General features: G+C 33.8%; 21 protein-coding genes. 11 read left to right on the top strand and 10 right to left on the bottom strand.

Features of this window, described 5'->3' with window-relative positions; all coding sequences use genetic code 11:
• Positions 1-41 precede the first annotated feature (41 nt).
• From EDC58_RS00915 to EDC58_RS00900, 5 genes are all read left to right on the top strand, one after another.
• Complete coding sequence (locus EDC58_RS00915; protein WP_123351620.1) at positions 42-398, top strand: rhodanese-like domain-containing protein; 357 nt, start codon at positions 42-44, stop codon at positions 396-398.
• Between the two features lie 8 nt (positions 399-406).
• Positions 407-1138 carry a sulfite exporter TauE/SafE family protein gene (locus EDC58_RS00910; protein WP_123351619.1) on the top strand — a complete coding sequence of 244 codons (732 nt, stop codon included), beginning with the start codon at positions 407-409 and terminating at the stop codon, positions 1136-1138.
• 142 nt (positions 1139-1280) lie between these two features.
• Positions 1281-1430, top strand: a complete 150-nt coding sequence (locus EDC58_RS10035) for a hypothetical protein (protein ID WP_170151094.1) — start codon at positions 1281-1283, stop codon at positions 1428-1430.
• 3 nt (positions 1431-1433) lie between these two features.
• Positions 1434-1901 carry a cyclic pyranopterin monophosphate synthase MoaC gene (gene moaC / locus EDC58_RS00905; RefSeq protein ID WP_123351618.1) on the top strand — a complete coding sequence of 156 codons (468 nt, stop codon included), beginning with the start codon at positions 1434-1436 and terminating at the stop codon, positions 1899-1901.
• A gap of 9 nt (positions 1902-1910) precedes the next feature.
• Positions 1911-2483 (top strand): NTP transferase domain-containing protein, encoded by a 573-nt coding sequence (locus EDC58_RS00900; protein WP_123351617.1) that lies wholly within the window; start codon positions 1911-1913, stop codon positions 2481-2483.
• Here EDC58_RS00900 and EDC58_RS00895 read toward each other — a convergent pair.
• Positions 2439-4577 carry a WD40 repeat domain-containing protein gene (locus EDC58_RS00895; RefSeq protein ID WP_123351616.1) on the bottom strand — a complete coding sequence of 713 codons (2139 nt, stop codon included), beginning with the start codon at positions 4575-4577 and terminating at the stop codon, positions 2439-2441. The genes EDC58_RS00900 and EDC58_RS00895 overlap by 45 nt on opposite strands.
• Positions 4578-4622: 45 nt before the next feature.
• Here EDC58_RS00895 and polA point away from each other — a divergent pair, with 45 nt between their 5' ends.
• The 3 genes from polA (at position 4623) to EDC58_RS10030 (ending at position 8609) form a co-directional block, all read left to right on the top strand.
• Positions 4623-7244, top strand: coding sequence for a DNA polymerase I (gene polA, locus EDC58_RS00890; protein ID WP_123351615.1), 2622 nt, complete (start codon positions 4623-4625; stop codon positions 7242-7244).
• 9 nt (positions 7245-7253) lie between these two features.
• Entirely contained in the window at positions 7254-8309 is a 1056-nt protein-coding gene (locus tag EDC58_RS00885; RefSeq protein ID WP_123351614.1) for a tetratricopeptide repeat protein, read from the top strand.
• A gap of 162 nt (positions 8310-8471) precedes the next feature.
• Positions 8472-8609 (top strand): hypothetical protein, encoded by a 138-nt coding sequence (locus tag EDC58_RS10030; RefSeq protein ID WP_170151093.1) that lies wholly within the window; start codon positions 8472-8474, stop codon positions 8607-8609.
• A gap of 25 nt (positions 8610-8634) precedes the next feature.
• Here the strand turns inward: EDC58_RS10030 and EDC58_RS00880 are convergent, their stop codons facing one another.
• From EDC58_RS00880 to EDC58_RS00845, 8 genes are all read right to left on the bottom strand, one after another.
• Entirely contained in the window at positions 8635-9123 is a 489-nt protein-coding gene (locus tag EDC58_RS00880; protein ID WP_123351613.1) for a methyltransferase family protein, read from the bottom strand.
• A gap of 1 nt (position 9124) precedes the next feature.
• Positions 9125-11731, bottom strand: coding sequence for an AAA family ATPase (locus tag EDC58_RS00875; protein ID WP_123351612.1), 2607 nt, complete (start codon positions 11729-11731; stop codon positions 9125-9127).
• Positions 11706-12776: a metallophosphoesterase family protein gene (locus tag EDC58_RS00870; protein WP_123351611.1), complete on the bottom strand. Its 1071-nt coding sequence runs from the start codon at positions 12774-12776 to the stop codon at positions 11706-11708. Before EDC58_RS00870 ends, EDC58_RS00875 begins: the two co-directional genes overlap by 26 nt.
• A gap of 8 nt (positions 12777-12784) precedes the next feature.
• Complete coding sequence (locus EDC58_RS00865; RefSeq protein WP_123351610.1) at positions 12785-13276, bottom strand: LemA family protein; 492 nt, start codon at positions 13274-13276, stop codon at positions 12785-12787.
• A 256-nt stretch (positions 13277-13532) separates the two neighbouring features.
• A complete protein-coding gene (locus tag EDC58_RS00860) occupies positions 13533-14771 on the bottom strand; it encodes a DNA recombination protein RmuC (protein WP_123351609.1) in 1239 nt (412 codons plus the stop codon).
• Positions 14771-15334: a M48 family metallopeptidase gene (locus EDC58_RS00855; protein ID WP_123351608.1), complete on the bottom strand. Its 564-nt coding sequence runs from the start codon at positions 15332-15334 to the stop codon at positions 14771-14773. The genes EDC58_RS00860 and EDC58_RS00855 overlap by 1 nt, the downstream gene beginning before the upstream one ends.
• Positions 15327-15953, bottom strand: coding sequence for a 3-methyladenine DNA glycosylase (locus EDC58_RS00850; RefSeq protein WP_123351607.1), 627 nt, complete (start codon positions 15951-15953; stop codon positions 15327-15329). The genes EDC58_RS00855 and EDC58_RS00850 overlap by 8 nt, the downstream gene beginning before the upstream one ends.
• 52 nt (positions 15954-16005) lie before the next feature.
• Positions 16006-16821, bottom strand: coding sequence for a TIGR00282 family metallophosphoesterase (locus tag EDC58_RS00845; protein WP_123351606.1), 816 nt, complete (start codon positions 16819-16821; stop codon positions 16006-16008).
• Positions 16822-16906: 85 nt separating this feature from the next.
• Between EDC58_RS00845 and EDC58_RS00840 the strand changes: the two genes are divergently transcribed.
• The 3 genes from EDC58_RS00840 to speA are packed head-to-tail and all read left to right on the top strand — an operon-like array spanning position 16907 to position 20692.
• Complete coding sequence (locus EDC58_RS00840) at positions 16907-17662, top strand: hypothetical protein (protein WP_136779810.1); 756 nt, start codon at positions 16907-16909, stop codon at positions 17660-17662.
• Positions 17663-17688: 26 nt separating this feature from the next.
• Entirely contained in the window at positions 17689-18852 is a 1164-nt protein-coding gene (hisS, locus tag EDC58_RS00835) for a histidine--tRNA ligase (protein WP_123351604.1), read from the top strand.
• A 7-nt stretch (positions 18853-18859) separates the two neighbouring features.
• Positions 18860-20692 (top strand): biosynthetic arginine decarboxylase, encoded by a 1833-nt coding sequence (gene speA, locus EDC58_RS00830; protein WP_123351603.1) that lies wholly within the window; start codon positions 18860-18862, stop codon positions 20690-20692.
• Here the strand turns inward: speA and EDC58_RS00825 are convergent.
• A complete protein-coding gene (locus EDC58_RS00825; RefSeq protein ID WP_123351602.1) occupies positions 20689-21201 on the bottom strand; it encodes a chemotaxis protein CheW in 513 nt (170 codons plus the stop codon). The genes speA and EDC58_RS00825 overlap by 4 nt on opposite strands.
• Positions 21202-21204: the final 3 nt, after the last annotated feature.

The raw sequence follows: 21204 nt of genomic DNA, 5'->3' as shown, positions 1-21204 counted from the left end.
TTAAGTTATTAGAAATATAATTTCACAAAAAAGGAGAACATATGTTCAAATATGCAATGCCAAAAGAAAATAAAGAGATGAGACTTTCTATCGAAGAATTTATCGAAAAATACAATAACGACGAAGCTGTTTTAGTTGATATCAGAATGCCTTTTGAATTGAAAGTATGGAATTTGCCGTTTGCTATTCATATTCCGGCGGATGAACTTGAAAAAAGAATTGAAGAGCTTCCTAAAGATAAAATCATCGTAACAGCTTGTCCTTTTCAAAATAGAAGTCCGTTTGCGGCAATGTATCTCAAAGAAAAAGGCTTTAACGCAAAATATTTAGAAAAAGGACTTATTGCGTTAATGGATACGCTAAAAGGCGGAGAAGCTAAAAAACTTAAAATCGATTAGGAGTTTTTATGTTTTATATCGAAGTATTTTTTATAGTACTCGCTCTTTCTACTTTTTTTGCTTTAGGAGGAGTTGGAAGTGCGGTTGCTTTAGTACCGATTCTTCATATGTTAGGTGTAAATTTCAATCTCTCAAAAGCTATAGGTCTTTTTGTCAATACCTCAACGACAATTACCGCAACTATTATGAATATAAAAAGAAAAGTTCTCGATTTCAAATTCGCAATGCCTCTTGCTCTATCTCTTGTTTTTAGTGCACCTATCGGAGCTTATTTATCAAAATACATTCCACAAATATACGTAAAATACCTTTTTATAGCATTTTTGCTTTTTGCCGGAACTATGCTGCTTTTTGGAAAAAAAGAGCAAAAATTCAAATACGACAAACCATGGGTTATGGTTGTTTTAGGCGCAATTGTCGGAGTGATTTCGGGGCTTCTTGGAATAGGCGGCGGTAGCTTGCTTATGCCTCTTTTGATACTTTTGGGATTCGATGCCAAAAAACTTGCCGTAACTATGAGCTTTGTTATTCCTTTTTCAACTTTTAGTGCGTTTTTGACATATCTTAGTATCGTAAAAATAGATTGGACTCTTCTTGGAGTGGCGACTATTGCTGCGATTTTGGGAGGTTATATAGGAAATTATATTATGCATTTTCATCTTAATCAAAAACAAATCAAAAAAATTATCGGCGTCTTGCTTTATATAATTGCGGCAAAAATGCTTTGGAGTGCTTTGTGAAAATAGCAAAATGGATAATAGCAGGGGCGATTTCTTATATAGGCACTATGTGGATTAAAAATTTCATTTTAAACCTCCTCGCCTCTACTGCTTTATGGTTTATTTCGCTATACTTTCTTAATAAATTTTTAGAAGGCGAGATTTGAAAGATATAGCGGCACTTGTAATATCGTTACTCATAACGATGATAGTTTTAAATTATTTGAAATTCGGTTTTGTCGTAAGTTTTATAGTAGGTACGATTCTTTGGAGCGTACTACATTATAATCTCAAAAAAATATTAAAAGGCTGAAAAATGGGCTTAACTCATATCAATGAAAAACACAATCCCAAAATGGTGGATGTAGGCGATAAGGACATAACAAAAAGAATCGCCGTAGCAAGCGGAAAAATAAAGATGAAAATCGAAACTAAAAAAGCAATTTTAGAAGAAAAAACAAAAAAAGGCGCGGTTTTACAAACGGCAATAATCGCTGCGATTATGGGGAGCAAAAAGACAAGCGAGCTAATTCCTATGTGTCATAATATATTAATCGATGGAGTTGATGTAGATATAGAAGAGCTTGAAGACGGCTTTAAAATCATAGTAACCGCAAAAACAACGTCAAAAACCGGTATAGAAATGGAAGCTCTCACGGCTGTAAGCGTCGGACTTTTGACAATATACGACATGGCAAAAGCGATAGATAGAGAAATGGAGCTTTACGATATCAGACTCGAATACAAAGCCGGCGGAAAAAGCGGAGAATTCAAAAGAAGTTAAAAGTTAAAAATGAAAAGTGAAAAATTAAAATACAAAAAAACACAATGCCCGACTTTTCACTCTTCACTCTACACTTTTCACTTTGATATTCCCTGCTTTATTTTAGTAGGAGGAAAATCGAGCAGATTCGGCACCGAAAAAGAAGATAAAGCCGAACTTTTTTACAAACTTCAATATGAAAAATGCAAAAAAGTTTTTAAAAACGTCTATTTCGTAGCGAAATACGAAAAATTTAAAAATTATCCGTTTTTTATAGAAAAATCAAAAATTTACGCACCTTTTTTCGCACTCGAAGAGATATTAAAAAAACACAAAAAAATATTCGTTTTGAGTGTGGATACTCCTCTTGTCAAAGAAAGCACTCTTAAAAAACTGCTTCAAAAAAAAGCAGTAGCGTGTGATAATCCACTGATAGGATATTACGACTACACAATGCTAAAAAACTTTGACAAAAAGACTCTAAAAATTTTCGGAATAAATAAAAAATGTCTAAAAGTCCCCCAAAAAGAGCTTATAAACATAAATAAAAAAGAAGACTTAAAATTCATACCAAATAAAATCAGGATACTTCTCAAACATTAATTCTATTGGCTTAGTGTTGGCATCGAATTCTATCGCGGTTTTGAGTTTTTTCATTTGTAGTATCAAATCCCCTATTTCGTTATCGAACCCGAAAAGCAAAATATAATTTTTTATTCCTTTAACGATTTCGGCTTTTAATGAAGTGTCTTTTGTTTTTGCGTATTTTAAGATATCGGAAATTAGTTGATTCAAATACGCCGCTTTTAAAACCTGAAGAATTCTGTTTTTATAAACCATAGAATCTTTCAAAGGCAAAAGAGCTTTTTTGATACCGGGAATATCACCTTTAACGCTAAAACTCTCGGCCATTGCAAATCTTTTTTTGATATCGTCTTTAAATTTATGATAATCCTCACTCTCTTCCAAAAACGGATAATCATAAACCGTTTTTTCTATCAAATCTATATCGTTTTGGGATAGATAATTTAGAAAAGTGGAAAAAATTTTCGCTTTTTGTGCTATATCTTTGGCAACATCTTTCATATCAGGAAAATCTTCCAAAGTATGAGCCAAAAGCATCGCTTTTTTATAATTTCCTTCTCTAAGCTCTTTTTGGGCCATCTCTTTTAATTTTTTTCCGTAATTTATCGCCATTTCGTATTCCGGAGTATCATACAAAAACGGATATCTGTTAAGAAGCGTAAAAAAGTCTTCGAATTGTTTTGAGACGAGTTTGCTTTTGAATAAGTCATAAAGCTGTTTGTCGTTAAATAGCGATTGAATATGAGCAGTTTTTTCGCTAACTCCTCTAAAAGGCTTTAAAACTTCTTTTATCATCTCGTCTCGAGCGTTCATTTTTATCATCTCTCTTGCTTTATTAAATACTTTTTTCCAATCTTCTTCCATTTTTTTATAATAAACCGTATCTTTAAAAGCCGGATGCATCGTAGCAAGAGAGTATGCAAGAGGGTATCTTCTATTGATAACGGCGTTTTTAAATTTTTCGAAATCGGCAAAATCGCTTAGAATATTTTGGATAATTCCTCTTTTGGAAGGTATTTCCAAAAACGGAGCGAAAAGCTGTCTTGCTTTGTTACTTTCTCCTTTTTCAAGTAGTTTTTGAGCCGCACTAAACGTTTTTTCCCAAATCTCTTCAAGTTGTTTGTAATGGCTGGTACGTTTGAGTAAAGGATTATTTTTTACGATTTCATATGCTTTTGCATACTCTTTTTTTGCAATTGTCGCTTTTAATAATTTTTCGTCTTGCAATAAATCAAAAATATAAATACTGCCCCCAAGAGTACCTATCCAAAGAGAATTTGTCTCCGGAATATAAGTAATACTGCTCGGTAATTCTCCAAGTTTAATAAATTTATCCGTAATAAGCTCATAGTTATTCAAATCGAAAAGATAAACGTGTTTATCTTTTGTGATGACAAAAAGATAATCTTCATTTTCATCCCAATCAAAGTCAATCACCATATCAGCAACATTCGGGAGTCTATTTAATACTTGCCCTTTTAGATAATTCCAGACGATTAACTCTCCCGTTTTATCACCGCTAATCATCCTTTGATTCAAAAATTTAATCTGCGTAACGGCACCTCTGTGGGATTTTTTTCTATAAGAGATATTCAAAGAAGTGACGTTTGTAATAGATATGAGTTTATCATAACTGCCCGTTGCCGCCCACATATTGTTTTTGCTAAAGCCGCAGCTTAAAATATAATCGGCGTGAGGAGGCAAGGAAGAGACCATTTTTCCGATATTCATCGACCACATATAAGCCCTGCCGTCCGCACCGCCCGTGATTAAGTATTCGTCGTTATTATCAAACGCACACGCTAAAACTTCTCCTTTATGCCAGCCTAAAGTATAAAGAAGTTTTTTTGTCTCTATTTCCCAAACGGTGGTTTTGTGTTTGCCGTTGATAGCTACGGCCAAATATTTACCGTTAGGTGAGATAGCTACGCTATTTTCAAGAGGTTTGTTTGCCGGTAAGTTTATTCTAAATCCGCCGGTAAGCTTGAAATTTTCTATATCATACATCCTAAAAGTGTTTTTCTCGTCTATTACTCCCACAACCGCTTTTGAAGGGATATACCTAACAAGCGATATCGGAAATTTGATATTTAAAATTCTTACCGGCTTCAATTTTACTCCTTATACTTGATACAATTATAATAAAAAAGGCATATAATGACTTTAACTATTATCGACACTTTCGGGTTTCTTTTTAGAAATTTTTACGCACTGCCTCCTCTAAAAAGCAAAAAAGGCACCCCAACAGGTATGATTACGGGATTTATGAACTTTATCGCTTCTCTTGGAAAAGATTTTCCGACCGATTACGTAGTCTTTACGCTTGATAGCAAAGAAAAAGAGACTTTTAGAAAAGAGATTTTCAAAGATTACAAAGCAAACCGCCCAGAAGCCCCGGAAGATTTAAAAGTACAACTTCCTATCGCTATAGATTTGATTAAGGAAATGGGCTTTAAGATGATAGAAATTCCCGGATATGAAAGCGACGACATTATAGCAAGCCTTGCAAAAAAAGCCGCAAGTCAGGGGATAAAAGTAAAAATAGTAAGTCATGATAAAGATATGTATCAATTAATAGACGACGATAAAATAGTAATTTTCGACCCTATAAAAAAAATAGAAATCAACGAAGAAAAATGTATGGAAAAATTCGGAGTTCATCCTAAAGATTTTAGAGATTTTCAAGCGCTTGTGGGTGATAGCAGCGACAATATTCCTGGTGTAAAAGGCGTAGGTGTAAAAACCGCCGCAAAGCTTATCAACCAATACCAGACTCTCGAAAACATCTACGAACACATCGACGAAATAAAAGGCGCACTTAAAAAGAAACTGATAGAAGGCAAAGAAAACGCCTTTTTAAGCCGTGAGCTTGTAACTTTAAAAACGGACCTTTTCGATAAAAACTTAAACTTAGAAGAGTTCAAATACCCTGAATACAATCCTATTTTAAAAGTAGCCGACAAACTAATAGATTTGGATATCACTTCTATCATCGAAAGAGTAAAAAAAGAGGGTCTTTTTATCAAAACAAAGGAACCAAATACCCAAATAGAATTCGAAGCTGTGTTGATTGAGGATGAAAAAGAGCTTTTCGAGGTTATAAATTCCATACCAAAAGATGCGATAGTAGCGTTCGATACCGAAACAAACTCTCTTGAAAATCCTGAAATTGTCGGTTTTAGCTTTGCTTGGGAAGAAAAAAGAGCCTATTATGTGCCGATTAATCACTTCTATTTGGGAGTTGGAAAACAGATAGACGAATCAAAAGCAATAGAAGCTATAAAAGAGCTTTTCAAAAGAAAAATAGTCGGTCATAATCTAAAATTCGACCTTAAAATGCTAAGAAAATACGGCGTTTATTTAGAACCTTTCAGCGATACGATGATACTTGCTTGGATTATAGACCCCGATTCTCCGGTAGGACTTGACAGCGTAGCAAAAAGATACCTAAACCACCAAAACATAAAATTCAAAGAGATTATCGGAAAGAAAAAAGATTTCTCGGAAGTTCCGATAGAAGAAGCCACCAAATACGCTGCCGAAGACGCTCTTATTTCTCTAAAACTTTATCCCGTTTTGACAAAAAGGCTTTGGGATGAGGTGAAATGGGATTTGGAAAATATCGAAATTCCTTTTATTAATCTTTTAATAGATATGGAAAACGAAGGGATTAAACTCGATATCGAATATATGAACGAACTAAAAGAAAAAATAACAAAAAAACTAAATGAGCTGACAAAAGAGATATATGAACTTGCAGGAAGCGAATTTAATATCAAAAGCCCCAAACAACTAAGCCACATACTTTTTGAAGTATTGAAACTTCCGGCTAAAAAGAAAACGAAAACGGGCTATTCTACAGACGAAAAAGTCCTAAATTCCCTAAAAAACGCTCATCCTATCATGCCGAAACTTCTTGAATACAGAAAACTTGACAAACTTTTAAGCACTTATGTTATTCCTCTTAGCGAATACGCAAAAAAAGACCCGAATCACAAAATCTACACAAATTTCGTCCAAACTGGAACGGCTACAGGAAGACTATCGAGCAAAAACCCGAATCTCCAAAATATCCCGACCTCAACCGATATAAACATCAGAAACGCTTTTGTTGCTCAAAAAGAGTTCGTGAGCCTTGATTATTCTCAAATAGAGCTTAGGCTCTTAGCTCATTTCAGTGAGGATTCTCATCTGATAGAGGCGTTTTTAAACGACAAAGACATCCACCTCGAAACCGCCGTAAAAATCTTCGGCGCCCAAAACGCAAAAGAGTATAGAAGTGTAGCAAAATCCATAAACTTCGGGCTTATTTACGGAATGGGACCTAAAAAACTCAGCGAAACCATAAACGTCTCGACAAAAGAAGCCAAAGAATTTATCGAAAAATATTTCGCGTCATTCCCGACTGTTAAAACTTTTATCGAAAAAACAAAACTCGAAGCCAGAGAAAAAGGATATGTCGAGACTCTATTTAAAAGAAGAAGATTTTTCGATTTTGCAAGCGCAAACGCAAGAACGATAGCAAACTTCGAGCGCGAAGCGGTAAATACTATTTTTCAAGGAAGTGCCGCCGATATTATAAAAAAAGCGATGATAGAGATAAAAAACAGATTTCCGAACTCAAAAATGATACTTCAAATTCACGACGAACTGATTTTTGAGATAGACTCAAAAGATGAAGCGTACGAATATCAAAAAATTATGCAAGAAGTCGTAAAACTTAAAGTACCTTTGAAAGTGGGAATTAGTTTCGGAAAAAGATGGGGTGAACTAAAATAAGGAGAAAAAATGAAAAAATCGATACTTTTCATAACCGCGGCGCTATTTTTTGCGGGATGTTCGACAAAAGAAGTCCCTATTAACATTACGCAAAAACCAAACGCCGTCACATCAAAAGAGATTAGAAACATAAGAGTCGATTATTTAGTAAACGATACGATAAATTTAAGAGAAAATATAATTAGAAAAATGTATGACGTAAACGCGATAATTCCGGGATATTTTCAAATCAATACACCAAATTACGAATCAATCCTAAGCGGATATGTAAAAAAAACATCAAAAGAAATCACTTACACAAAAACGATACCTATAAAAAACACCAAATCGCCTTGCGTTTATATGCTCTATTCTTGCAAAGCCGTAAGCGGAGCGGTATTTTGTAAAGATAAACCCTCCACTATCCTAACTCCTGGAGCATACGATAAAATCAAAAAAAGCTCATATAAAAACTCAAACTACATCTTATACAAAAATTCAATTTACAAAGTAACCTACAAATGCAAGCCTACTCGCAAAAAAATAAAATGCCAAAAAAAATCCCTAAACATCCAAGCTCATATCACAATCACAGACAAAAAAAACAACACCTTACTTGACAAAACCTACTATGCCGATTTTAATGACGATTCGTGCAAAAACGTAAAATATTACGAAAACAAAAACGTATATTCTCTTAATTATTCGATAAAAGAGAAAATTCCTGAGCTCTCATATAAACTCGCAAGCGAAATCATCGACGACATCGCACCTCACCAAATAACAATATACACCACACTTTTTGAAAAACCCGATATCGATATGAATTCAAAAGACGAAGACATCCTCCAAAATACAATAAAAAACTTCTCACCTCCGGCAAACGAAGCTCAAATAAGCATATTAACGAACCTACTTTCAAAATATCCGCAAAGCGCTGTTATAAAATACGACCTTGCGGTATTTTTAACAAGTGCCGGAAGATACCAAGAAGCAAAATCGCTATTAGAATCTCTAAAAACAACAGATAGCGATATAATTTCCGCAAAAGAAAAACTCTTAACATATCTTCAAAACGCTTTTTAGTTAATAAAATTTTTCTTTTGCCTCTTTTTTTCTCTTATTAACGTTTGATTAATCTTTTTATTATAAATTTTCAATAAATAAATGTCAGAAAAGTGTAAAAAAAGCTAAAGTTTTTTTTCTTATAGCCGATTATGGTTATAAGAACGAAAAAAAGGATGTAAAATGAGCGCAATAGCATACATCATCGGAGCATATATAATCTATGCGGCAATACAAATAGGATTTTTTAAATATAAAGAAGCGAAATTTCAAAAACAAAGAAGTACGAATAACAACTATAATAACTCTCACGCACTATAAACCGAAGCTTAACCGAAAAGCAAGGTTAGGAGATTTGTTTTAAAAACCGATAACCTTCAACCAAGCATTTAATCGAGAAATTAAACGGAGGAACTTCAATCTTATATTTACAATAATCGAACCCGAATTTTTCGACCCCTTCAGGTTCTTCAACCGATAATATAAACCAAAGTCCAAAAGCGAGTACCCAACCGACAAATACAACCGACCATACTTTCCCTGATACCATCGCCACACCCGATAAAATCATCAAATTTCCGAATTGGCCGGGATGTCTCATACAAGAATAAATCCCGGCTTTTACCATTTTATCAGGTGGTGAAAATTCTTTCGTTTTTACTTTATGTCCCAAAAGCTTTAACGTTTTGCCGGCTATATAATTGAGTACCACTCCGTAAATTATAAATAAAATTCCTAAAATACTCAATAAAAAAACCTTAGGAGGCGGAAAAAATATATCGGCAAGTAACACCGCTACCAATAATCCTATCCAATATAAAAATCTAAACTTCATTTTAAGCCTTTATCACTATCTCACTTCTGCCGTTAGGTTTTTTAATAACTTTGATTTGCTTTGTTATCTCTTCTTTCAGACTATCGACGTGCGAAATAATTCCGACGCTTTTTCCTCTACTCGCCTCTTTTAAAATATTCAAAGCCCTATAAAGACTATCGTTATCAAGCGTCCCGAATCCCTCATCCAAAAACATAACTTCAATATCCACTTTATCCCTTACCATATCGCTAAGCCCGAAACTAAGAGCCAAAGAAGCCAAAAACTTCTCACCTCCGCTTAAAGTCGAAACTTCTCTTTTTTTATTTTCATAAAACCTATCGACGATATACAAACTCAATTTTTGCAAATCATCGCTCTTTTCAAAAAGATACCTTCCGTTTGTAATCCTCTCAAGATGCATATTCGCAACGCTCAATAAAGACTCCAATAAAAAGTTAATCGCTATTTTTTTAAACTTATCTCCTTTTGCCGAGCCTATTGCGCCGTTTAGTTTTTCGATAACTTTATATTTTTCGCTTTTTTCTTTAAGCTCTTTTTCAAAAGCTTCTTTTTGTGCTTGCTTTCTTTCTATCTCCGAAATTTCGGCACTTAAAAGCCCTATTTTTTTATTTATTTCGTTCAACTCCTCACTTTTTTTAAGCTTAACACTCTCATCAATATCCACATCTTCAATCGAAGAAATCTCTTTTTTGTTTTTTTCTATTCTGTTTTCATACTCCTCTTTTAAAGCTTTCAATTTTTTTATTTCGCTTGATAAAAAATTATGCTTTTCTTTTGTTTTTTCAAATTCACTTTCCAATTCGCTAAGCTCTTTTTTTAATTTTTCTTTTTTCTCTTTTGCCGAAAAATCGAAATTTTTGTCATTTTTAATTTTTTCCATCTCTTTTTGAATAACTTGCATCTCTTTTTTTATATCTTCAATTTTTTTATTTTTTTGCGCCTTTTCTTTAACTACGGATTCCAAGTTCGCTTTTAGTTTTGTAATTTCTATTTGGAGTTTAGTTTTTAATTCTCTGTTTTTATCGTTTTTTTCTTTTATCGCTTTTAGTTTGTCAAACTCCTCTTCTTTAATTCCGAATTTCTCAAACTCTTCTCTAAGCCTTTTGCCCTCACTTAATATCTCATTTAAACCTAAATTTTTTATCCTATCATCAATCAAATAAATCTCTTTTTTTACCTTTTCAAGCTCTTTTTGTTTTGTTTCAAGCTCCATTTTCACCTTTTGATACTCGTTTTTTATCTCTTCGCTTATTTTCGGAGGGTTTTTAACATACGGATGAATCGTACTTCCGCAAAGCGGACACGGCTCGTTTTCTTTTAAATCTCTTCTTTTTTCTTCATACTCCAAAACCAATATCTTAGCTTTTAAATAAGCTTCTTTTTCTTCCAAGTCTTTTATCTCTTTTTGGATTTTTCTTTCCAATTCCTTTTTTTCTTCTATTTCGTTTTCATATTTTTTCTTTAAAGTCAGTTTTTTTTTGTATTCCTCTCTTAAATTCAAAAGCTTTAAATATATCTCTTGAAGGTTTTCGAAATTTTTTAATCTCTCATCATCAACAATCTCAATCGAACTGTTTTCAATCTCTTTTTTTTCAAGCTCGTTTTTTAAGTTTTCTTCTATTTTTTCCAACTCCTCCAACTCTTTTTGTAAAATTTCCAATTCAGCTTTTTTGGAATTCAATAAAGAATTTTTATTTTGAAGCTCTACTAAGAGTGTTACCGCAATATCAAGAGATTCCACGTCTTTTAAAATTTTCTCTTTTTGCAAAAGAAAATCCCGCTCTTTTTTTGAAAAATCCAAATCTTCAAGCTCTTTTTGATGATTTTCCATAGCCGTTCGGGTCTTTTTCAGTTTTTCCAAAATTTCTTCGTTTTCTTTTACAAGAGATTCTTTTTTCTTTTTCTTTTCGAGCTTTTCTTCAATCTCTTTTAACTCCAAACTCAATTTTTCAGCAAGTTTTTGTACGCCTTTAAACTCTTTTTCTTTATCTTTCAAATCGCCTATTTCACCAATATTTTCGATATCTCTTCGAATCAGCGCGATTTCTTCTGCAAGACTTTTTGCTTTTTCATACACTTTTATCGAAATAAGCTCGAACTCTTTTACGTTTAATATCCTCTCCAAAACTTTAGCTTTTTCACTATCTCCCGCACTCAAAAACGCATCGAATTCACCTTGAGCTAAAACTATAGATTTAGTGAATTCGTTAAAATCAAGCTTTATAACTTTCAAAAGCTCTTTTAAAATATCCGCTCTTTTATCCGCTAAAAGCTCATCGTTTTTATAAAGTACTCTTTTTACATTTCCGATTTCGCCTTTTTTGTTTCTTTTTACACTCCAATTTATCCTATACCTATCACCCTGAACTGAAAAACAAAGCTCGATAATCCCCTCTTTTGCGTCTTCGTTTAAAAGATACTTTGAGGCTGAGAGTCTTGGAGTTTTATCATAAAGAGCCGCTAAAATAGCATCGATTATCGTACTTTTCCCGGCACCGGTAGGACCTGAAATCAAAAAAAGCTCGTTTTTAAACTTCTCAAAATCTATTTCAAACTCCCCCTCAAAAGAGTTTATATTTTTAATCCTCAACTTTTCCAAATTCATCTTCAACTTCCTTTTTTATCTCGTAAAACGCTTCGATTATCTCTTTTTCATCGAAAATCTCTTTTATAATATCTTCGGGAGTTACTTTTTTAACTTCGAAATTTTTTATCTCTTTTACATACGGCAGTGTTATTTTTACAATATGATTTTCGCCGTTTTTTAGAAGTTTTAATTTCTCGCTATCAACAATCTCGTCCAAAACTATCTCCAAAAAAGCATCTTTCATTTCGCTTATTTTTTCATACACCTCTTTAAAACTTCCCTTAATACTCGCAAACTCCCTAAATTTAGGTACATTAATAAACTCGACATTATCATCCTCTATAAATACGATATTTTTCTGATACGTCTCTTTAAAACTAAGAGCAAGAGGCGAGCCGCTATAAATAATATTTTCGGTAATTTTTTGAGGTTTGTGAATATGCCCGAGAGCTACATAATCATACCCCTCAAATACGTCCTTACTCACAAATTCCAAATTACCGACATAAATATCTCTTTCGCTGTCCCCAAGACTCGCCCCGCTTACGCTAAAATGAGCGGTCGTCACTAATTTTTTACCGGGAAACTTCTCTTTTGCTTCTTTTAATTTCTCTTGATAAAGCTTAAAAATAGCCTTTTCGATATCATCATCATATTGTTTTAATATCCCCTCTCTTAAATATGAAATAGCAACCACAACAAAATCATCAAATTCGACAAACTCGCAAAAATCATCCTCCGACCCGCTTACAACCACAACATCAAGATATTTCAAAATCTCTTTTGGAGCTTTTAAGGTTTTGAAAGAATCGTGATTTCCTCCGATAATTATCACTTTTTTCGTCTTATTTTTAAGTGACAACAAAAAATCGTAATATTGCCTTATCGCTTCATTCGAGGGAAAATAGACGTCAAAAACATCCCCTGCCACTATCACACAATCCGGCTTTTTTTCGTTTGCCACACCCTCAAACCACTCAAAAAACCGCTCGTACTCCTCACCTCTGTCAATCCCGCTTACGCTATGACCTATATGCAAATCCGAAGTATGAAGTATTTTCATTATTTTCCTTAATTTTCCTCAAAAGTTTTTCTTTTTTTCATTCTCATAATTTTAGCCAAAAGATTGGATGGAACTAAATCGAGCGCGTTGTTGTATTCGGTAACTGCTTTATTGTAGTCTGTTTTTGAAATTGCTATTTTATTTTCAAGTGTTCTTATATTTTCGTGCAAATCTATATCTTTTAAAACAGGTTTATTAAGAAGCAATTTAATTAAGCGGCTGATTTTTTCTTCGTATTCTATTTTTTCATCGATGGATTCGGCTTGCATTGCATGAATTCTTAAGTTTATTATCTCTTCGATAATCTCTTTTTCAAGTTCAAAGCTGTTTTTTAAGTTTTCGATAAGACTCGGGAGCAAATCGTATCTTTGATGAAGATAAGCTTCGATTATACCTTCGCTCTTTTCAACTTTGCTCTTTTTAAAAAGCAAAATATGATAAGTTACCGCAAAAGCGGCACCCAAAACACCTATAACCCCCGCTAAGAGTGCCCCGTTCATCCTTTCTCCTTGCCCCTTTTTGAAATCATAAAAAAAATCTCTGTCAAAATGTGTCGCAAAGCAAAATTATAAGTAAAATTAATATTATTTTAACAAAACCATTGATAAATAATCGTTCATTTGCTACAATTAACAAAAAAGGAGAAAAAATGTGGCTAACTTTTAACGACTTTATGAACTACGTATTCGGTATCGGATTTGTCTTTTTTACATTCGCAATGATTATCAACTACCTAAAAGCTTTCGCAAGAGCTGATTAATCCAGCTCTTTTTTGGGTTTTAAGTCCATTATTTTTTTGAATCTCTCAAGCTGATACAATAGTCCTTGATTTCCTCTTAGTTTAATATTCGCGTTGTCGTATGTTTTTTGAAGAGTATGGATATTTTTTTCTATTTTTTCAAATTCCTCAATAAAATTTACGGCTTTTGTGTAGATATCGTCGGCTTTTTTAACGGCGTTTTTTAGGTTTTTTATCTGTCTTTCGCTTCTCCACGAATTCTCAATAGCCCTAAGTGCCGTCAAAAGTGTCGAAGGAGTAACTAAAATCACTCTTTTTTTATAAGCAAATTCAAAAAGCGAAGGGTCGTATTCTATCGCCGCATTAAGCGCCGCCTCGACAGGCACGAATAAAAATACAAAATCAAGCGTATTTAGCTCTTCTATGTTTTCATAATCCCTCACACTCAACTCTTCAATCCTGCTTTTAATAGCCTTCACCTGCTCTTTTAGATATTTTTCATCTCCGGTATCGATATATTTTTTATAAGCGTTAAATGAAGTTTTTGCATCGATTATAACGGCCCTATTTTGCGGAAGATAAACAATTACATCGGGTCTTTTAGTACCGAAAGCCACCTCTTTTTTGTATTCTATCCCTTCTCTAAGCCCGCTAAGCTCCAATATTTTAGATAGTACCATCTCTCCCCAAATTCCTTGAGCTTTTTTGTCACTGCTAAACGCTTTTGCCAAGTTTTCGGCTTCTTTTGCTAAATTTTTGTTTAGTTCTTTTAAATTCAAAAGTTCGTTTTGCAAAAATCCGAGAGATTTCAGTTCGCTCTCATAAAGATGTTTAAGAGAAGTTTTGAATTCGTCTATATCGCTTTTTAAAGGTGTAATGACTTCGCCGATACTTCTTTTTGATTCGTTGGATATCTCATCTTTTGCGTTTTTAACTATTTCGTAAGCTATATTTTTTAGTTCGTTTTTTAGGTTTTCTTTTGACTCTTCCAAAAGTTTTGTTTTTTCGAAAAACTCTTTTTCTTTTACGTCAAGCATGGTATCGAGTCTTGCTATTTCGCTTTTGGCTTTTGAGAGTTCTTGCCTAAGTAACTCCTTTTGGGAATTAAGCTCTTCATTTATTCTTTTTAATTCCTCAAGATTTTTTCTTAAATTCTCGATATGGCTCTTTTGTTTGGCTATTTTAAACGCTATAAAAACAAGCACAATCAAGCTCACAACCAAAAAAGCTATCGCACCAATATAAAATTCGCTCATCAAAACTCCTTTTCAAGTTTTCTTAATCTTTTAATTCTATCTTTATAGTCCGGAATATACTCTCCCATCAAACTCCAAAACTCTTTTTGGTGATTCTTGTGTTTGATATGAGCAAGCTCATGCACTACGATATATTCGATAATATCTACAGGCAGTTTCGCTAAATAGTAATTAAAAATTATCGAATCTTTATAACTACAACTCCCCCATCTGCTTTTATTAAACCTAAAAGAGACCTTGCTGGGATGCAAATTCATTTTTTTAGCGTACTCATATACGAAAGGCAGTACGATTTCGGGAGTTTTTTGCTTATATAGCTCTTTTACGTCGATTCCGTTGTTTAAGTATTTTTTTCCGAATAAAAAGTAATATTTTTGATTTTCGAACTTTTTTATAATATGTTCCGCGTTTTTCAAAATAAACTTTTCAATAAAACTTTTAGGAACGAAATGCGAAGCACTTACTTCGACATGGTCTTCTTTTACTCTTAAATATACGTTTTTTATAGGTTTTTTTGTTATTTTATACTTTATTTCGACTCCGTTAAAAAATATTTTATCCACGTTTCATAAACTCCACTATTTTTCCGTGATATCTCGAATAGCATAAATTAAGGTCGTTTTTGTAAAAATTTGCGAGTTTATCCCAATTTTCTTCAACTCCTCTTTCAAACCACTCTTTCATTTCGTCATAACTTTCAAACTCATATCCGTGTTTTTTCATAAGTCTCTTGGTATAAGCATCCATTACCATAGTCTCCCTGCCGCACGCATAACAAAGTATCGAATCGGCAGTTTCAAATCCTATTCCTTTTTGACTTAAAAGCCACTCTCTATCGACATTTTCCTTAAAACTTTCAAAATCCCCAAAATCCCTTAGAATATTTCGGCTAAGAGTTATGAGTCTTTTTGATTTTTGGTTATAAAAACCGGCGGGTTTGATCAACTCGGCAAGATAACTCGGCTCGCAACACGCAATATCTTCGAGTCTCCATTCTCCATTTTGCATTTTCCACTGAGTCAGTGCTTTTTCGACGTTTTCCCACTTCGTATTTTGTGTGAGAATAGCTCCTACTACAACTTCGAAAGTCCCGAAATTCGGCCACCACCTTTTCGGTTTGTTTTTTAAAAGCTCTTTTTTCCGAAGCTCTATTAAAAGCTCATACGAATTACTAAACTCCATTTTCTCTCCTACATATTTTCAATCTTTCGAATTAACCCTAAAAACGATAAACTCACAATTTCACAATTTCACCATTTCCTACCTCGCCTTCCCCGGCAATCTGAGTTATCATTATTCCGCTATCGTCAAACGCTTTTAGTTTATAAGCTTTTTTTGCGTTTATTCCGTCACTCTCTATTAGTACGGCTTGAAAAATACTTTTGCAGTTATCAGGTACGTCGTAGTGCTGTTTTAGACCTGTAAGCATATTGGCGATAGGTCCGTCTATTTTCATTCCGATTACGTTATCTCGACATCCGGTAATTCCTACATCACTCAAATAACAACACCCCTCATCAATTTCCAAATCATCCGTACCTACATGCGTATGAGTACCAATAATTGCGGAAGCTCTTTTTTTCAAAAGATGAAAAATAGCCCTTTTTTCAGCCGTAGCTTCGGCGTGAAAATCTATAAAAACGAATTTTTTCTTCTCTTTTAAGAAATTATCAAGCTCAATAAAAGGGTTTTTGCCATACGGCATACAGCAAACTCCCATAGCACTTATTACGATAATGTTTTCGTCTTCATAATACCAGCTTCCGGGAGCTTCGAAGTAATTTAGAGGTCTTAGTATCTCTCCGGCACTCAAAAGCTCGATAGCCTCCTTTTTCTTATCAAAAGTATGATTACCACCCGTAAATATGTCTATTCCGGCGTTTTTCATCTCTTTGAACGTTTTTGGTGTTATGCCGAATCCATGTGCCAAATTTTCATAATTTCCTATTACATAATCTATTTTTTTCTCTTTTTTTAGCATCGGAAGGTATCTTTTTACCATTTTTCTTCCGGGCTTTCCTACGATATCTCCGATAAAAAGTATATTCATCTATCTCCTTTGGTATAATTATCGAATGAAAAAGGGGATAATTTTATTTTTATTTACGTTTCTTTTAGCATCAAACACGGTTGTTTTGTCAAAAAAAGAAAAAGAAACCAATAATACAATTATACAAGAAGAGTTCTTTATTCGAAAATGGCTAATTGACAAATACAACGCAATCGTACCTTCATTTCTAGAAGGTGAACCCAAAGAAAATATGCTTAACTTCACCGTAGGCTACGACACCAAAAACAACAAACCGTATTCCAAACTAAAAATCAACATTCTTTTACCTCAAATCGAAAGAAAATTTTCAAAACAATCACTAAAAACCGCAAAAACAAGCACCATAAAAGTAAAACTTTTACCTATATTGCAAATATATAAAAGAGTTCCGACTTTAACTATCAAATGGTCATTAACATACAAACAAGACTCACTAACCAACCAGTTCAAATTCAACGAAAGTATCTATTACTACACAACTTTTACCGAATATAAAGAGATAACGACTATATCCGTTCAAAAATTTATCGCAATAGAAAATCTGCTGTTTTTAATACAAAAAAGTTATTATTCGACAGATAAAACGAATATGTATTATAAAACCGGAATTTATTATTACACTGATTTTTATAAATTCATAAGAACATACGGATATGAAATGGGCGGAGAGAGGGAAAAACTGCCGTTTATTTATTGGTATAAGCTCTTTTTTACTTACAGACATATACTTTTTGACAGAAGATATCTGTTTATGGAATTCACTCCTTATCTTTACTACTCTAAAGAGTACGATTTTCACCCAAAACTCTTCTTAAACGTCTCTTTTAACGTTAAATTTTAGATAAAATTTCATAAAAAAGGCTTTTTATGATTAAAGCGCTAAGAGGTATGAAAGATATTATAGAAGATAAAAGATTTTTAAAAATATTCGATACCGCAAGAGAAATAGCACAAAACTACGGATACGAATATATCGAAACACCTATTTTGGAAGAAACGGCTCTTTTTAAAAGAAGTGTGGGTGAGAGTAGCGATATCGTAAATAAAGAGATGTATCAATTTATCGATAAAGGCGGAAACGACGTATGTCTTCGTCCGGAAGGTACGGCCGGAGTGGTTAGAAGTTTTATAGAGCATAAATTCGACCGCCAACAAACTCCTAAAAGATTTTGGTATTTCGGTCCGATGTTTAGATACGAAAGACCGCAAAAAGGAAGACTTAGAGAATTTCATCAATTCGGAATAGAGAGTTTCGGTGAAGCGAGTGTTTATGAAGATATAAACGTAATAGCGATGGCTGCGGATATTTTTGATGCTTTAGGAATTGATTATATTTTAAAAATCAACTCTTTAGGATGTCCTACGTGTATGCCTAAATATAGAGATAAGCTCGTAGAATTTCTAAACGAACACAAAAATAATCTTTGCGAAGATTGTCAAAGAAGAATTTCTCAAAACCCTATAAGAACGCTCGATTGTAAAGTGGAAAGCTGCCAAGCGATACTAAAAGACGCTCCGAAAATCACGGACAATCTATGCGAAAACTGCCAAAGTGATTTTGAAAAACTTAAAAAAGGTCTTGAAAATTTAGGAATTGAGTATGAAGTGGATAAAAACTTAGTAAGAGGTCTTGATTATTACACAAAAACAACATTCGAATTCGTATCAAACGAAATAGGAGCGCAAAGCGCAATAGCAGGAGGCGGAAGATACGACAGACTTGTTGAATTTTTAGGAGGGAAACCGACTCCGGGCGTAGGATTTGCTATCGGAGTGGAGAGAATTTTGGATTTGGTAAAAGCGGAAGATAAAAGAAGCGGAATTTATATGGGTGCTATGATTGAAGAGGCTATACCTTTTATTCAGAAAAAAGCTAAAGAATTGAGAAATCAAGAAAAAGTATTTGTAGAAACAAAACCAAAAAGCCTAAAAGCACACTTAAAAGCCGCAGATAAAGGCAACTTCAAAAAGGCTATGATTGTAGGAGAAGACGAGCTTAAAAAAGGGGAATTTTTCGAAAAAGAACTTTAAAGGCATAATTATGAACTACGGAATTGATATTTGGGGAGCTAATAACTTTTTTATCGAAAACGGAAAACTAAAAATAAACTACGGAAATCAACCGGCTCTTATCGATATCGTAAAAGAGATTGAAGAGAGAGGTTTTCAAGGGCCTATTTTAATCCGTTTTCCGCATTTGATAAGAAAACAGATAAATTCTCTTTATAATTCGTTTAAAAAAGCGATAAAAGAGTTTAATTACAAAGGTAAATTTAAAGCAGTTTTTCCTCTTAAGGTTAATCAATTTCCGACTTTCGTAAAACCTTTAATAAAAATTGCCGAAAAATACAACTACGGGCTTGAGGCCGGAAGTAAAGCCGAGCTGATACTCGCAATGACATACAACAACAAAAACGCTCCTATAACAATCAACGGATTCAAAGACAAAGATATGATTCGTTTGGCGTTTATCGCCGGGTTTATGGGATTTGACGTGACTATTACGATAGAGGGGTTAAATGAACTGAAATCTATCATAGAAGTTAGTAAAGAGTACCACAAAATGCCGGTAAATATCGGTATTCGTATTCGTCTTCATACTTCCGGAGTAGGAATTTGGGCGAAATCAGGAGGAATAGAGAGTAAATTCGGCCTTAGCTCTACGGAAATTATAGAAGCCGTAGATATCTTAAAAAAAGAAAAAATGCTTGATAAACTCAAAATGATTCATTTTCATATCGGAAGTCAGATTAACGATATTTCACCTCTAAAAAAAGCGATAAGAGAATCGGGAAATATTTATGCGGACCTTAGAAAAATGGGCGCTAAAAATCTTAGTGCTATTAATATCGGTGGAGGACTCGCTATCGAATATTCTCAATGGGAAGAATTTAGAGACAAAAACTACTCGATAGAAGAATTCAGCAACGACGTAGTCTATCTTTTAAAAGAAATTTCAAATAAAAAACACGTACCTATGCCTGATATTTTCACGGAAAGCGGCAGATTTATAGCGTCTCCTTCTACCGTTTTGGTAGCGCCTGTGATTGAGCTGTTTTCTCAAGAATATACGGAAAAAGCTCTGAAATTGAAAGAAAAAAATCCGGATTTAGTTGAAGAGCTTTATGACCTGTACAAAAGTATAAACGAAAACAACTATATCGAATATTTTCACGACGCGCTTGACCATTTCGAAAGTCTATTGACGCTTTTTGATTTGGGATATATCGATTTGATAGATAGAAGTAACAGCGAAATTTTAGTAAACCTCATCATCAAAAAAGCAATAACCTACGCAACCCTTAAAGGCTTCAAAAACAAAGACCTAAAATCGATAAACGAAAAATTTCAAGAAAAATATTTGGCAAACTTCTCTATCTTTCAAAGTCTGCCAGATTTTTGGGGACTTGGGCAAAGATTTCCTATTATGCCGCTTACAAAACTAAACGTCACACCAAATAGAAGCGCTACCATTTGGGATATTACTTGTGATAGTGACGGTGAAATTCCTTTTAGCAAACAATTCCCTTTATATCTTCACGACGTGGGTTTGGAAAAAGAGAATTATTATTTAGGGTTTTTCTTGGTAGGTGCTTATCAGGAAATTTTGGGAATGAAACACAATCTTTTCAGCTACACGAATGAAGCTATCGTAACTTTTGATAGTGAGGGTAATTATGAAATAGAATTTTTAGAGCCTACTCAAAAAATAAGAGAAATTTTAATAGACCTCGATTATGATATCGATGAAATAGAAAGAGAATTAAAAAACAATATCGAAAGCGCAATTGATGACGAAGAGGAGAGAAAAGAGATTTTAGGAGAGCTTTTCTTGCTTCTTAACGATATGGTATATCTAAAAAACGACTAATCTTTTTCAGGAACTATCTCTTCTCTTTTTATTAAATTATCGACTTTTAAAATAGTAATAATTCTTCCGTCTTTTAGCCTCCCGACACCTTCGATAATATCGTCTTCGTTATTGTACGTCTCAGGTGGAGGCAGGATTTCTTTTTTTGGAATTCTGATAGCGGATGTTAGTCTGTCAATTACGAACGCAACGTCTTCGCCTTTTATTTTCATTACGATAAATCTCGTATTTTCGTCAATTTCAGAGGCCGGTGAGCCGAATTTTTTTCTCAAATCGATAAGAGGCAATACGTTTCCTCTTAAGTTAAACACACCAAGAACATAATCCGGCACAAAAGGAACTCTCGTCCACTCTATCGGTTTAATGATTTCCTGAATCGAGAGAATAGGAACCGCAAACTCCTCTTCTCCCACCACAAACCCGACAAGCTGAACTATCTCTTCCGTTTTTTTCTCAGGTTCGGTTAATGATTGTTGCTGTTTTTTTACGATATCGTTTAAGCTTCCCATTTT

Source organism: Caminibacter pacificus (genome assembly GCF_003752135.1).
Classification (GTDB): Bacteria; Campylobacterota; Campylobacteria; order Campylobacterales; family Nautiliaceae; genus Caminibacter; species Caminibacter pacificus.
This window is presented reverse-complemented; position numbering and strand designations above follow the sequence as displayed.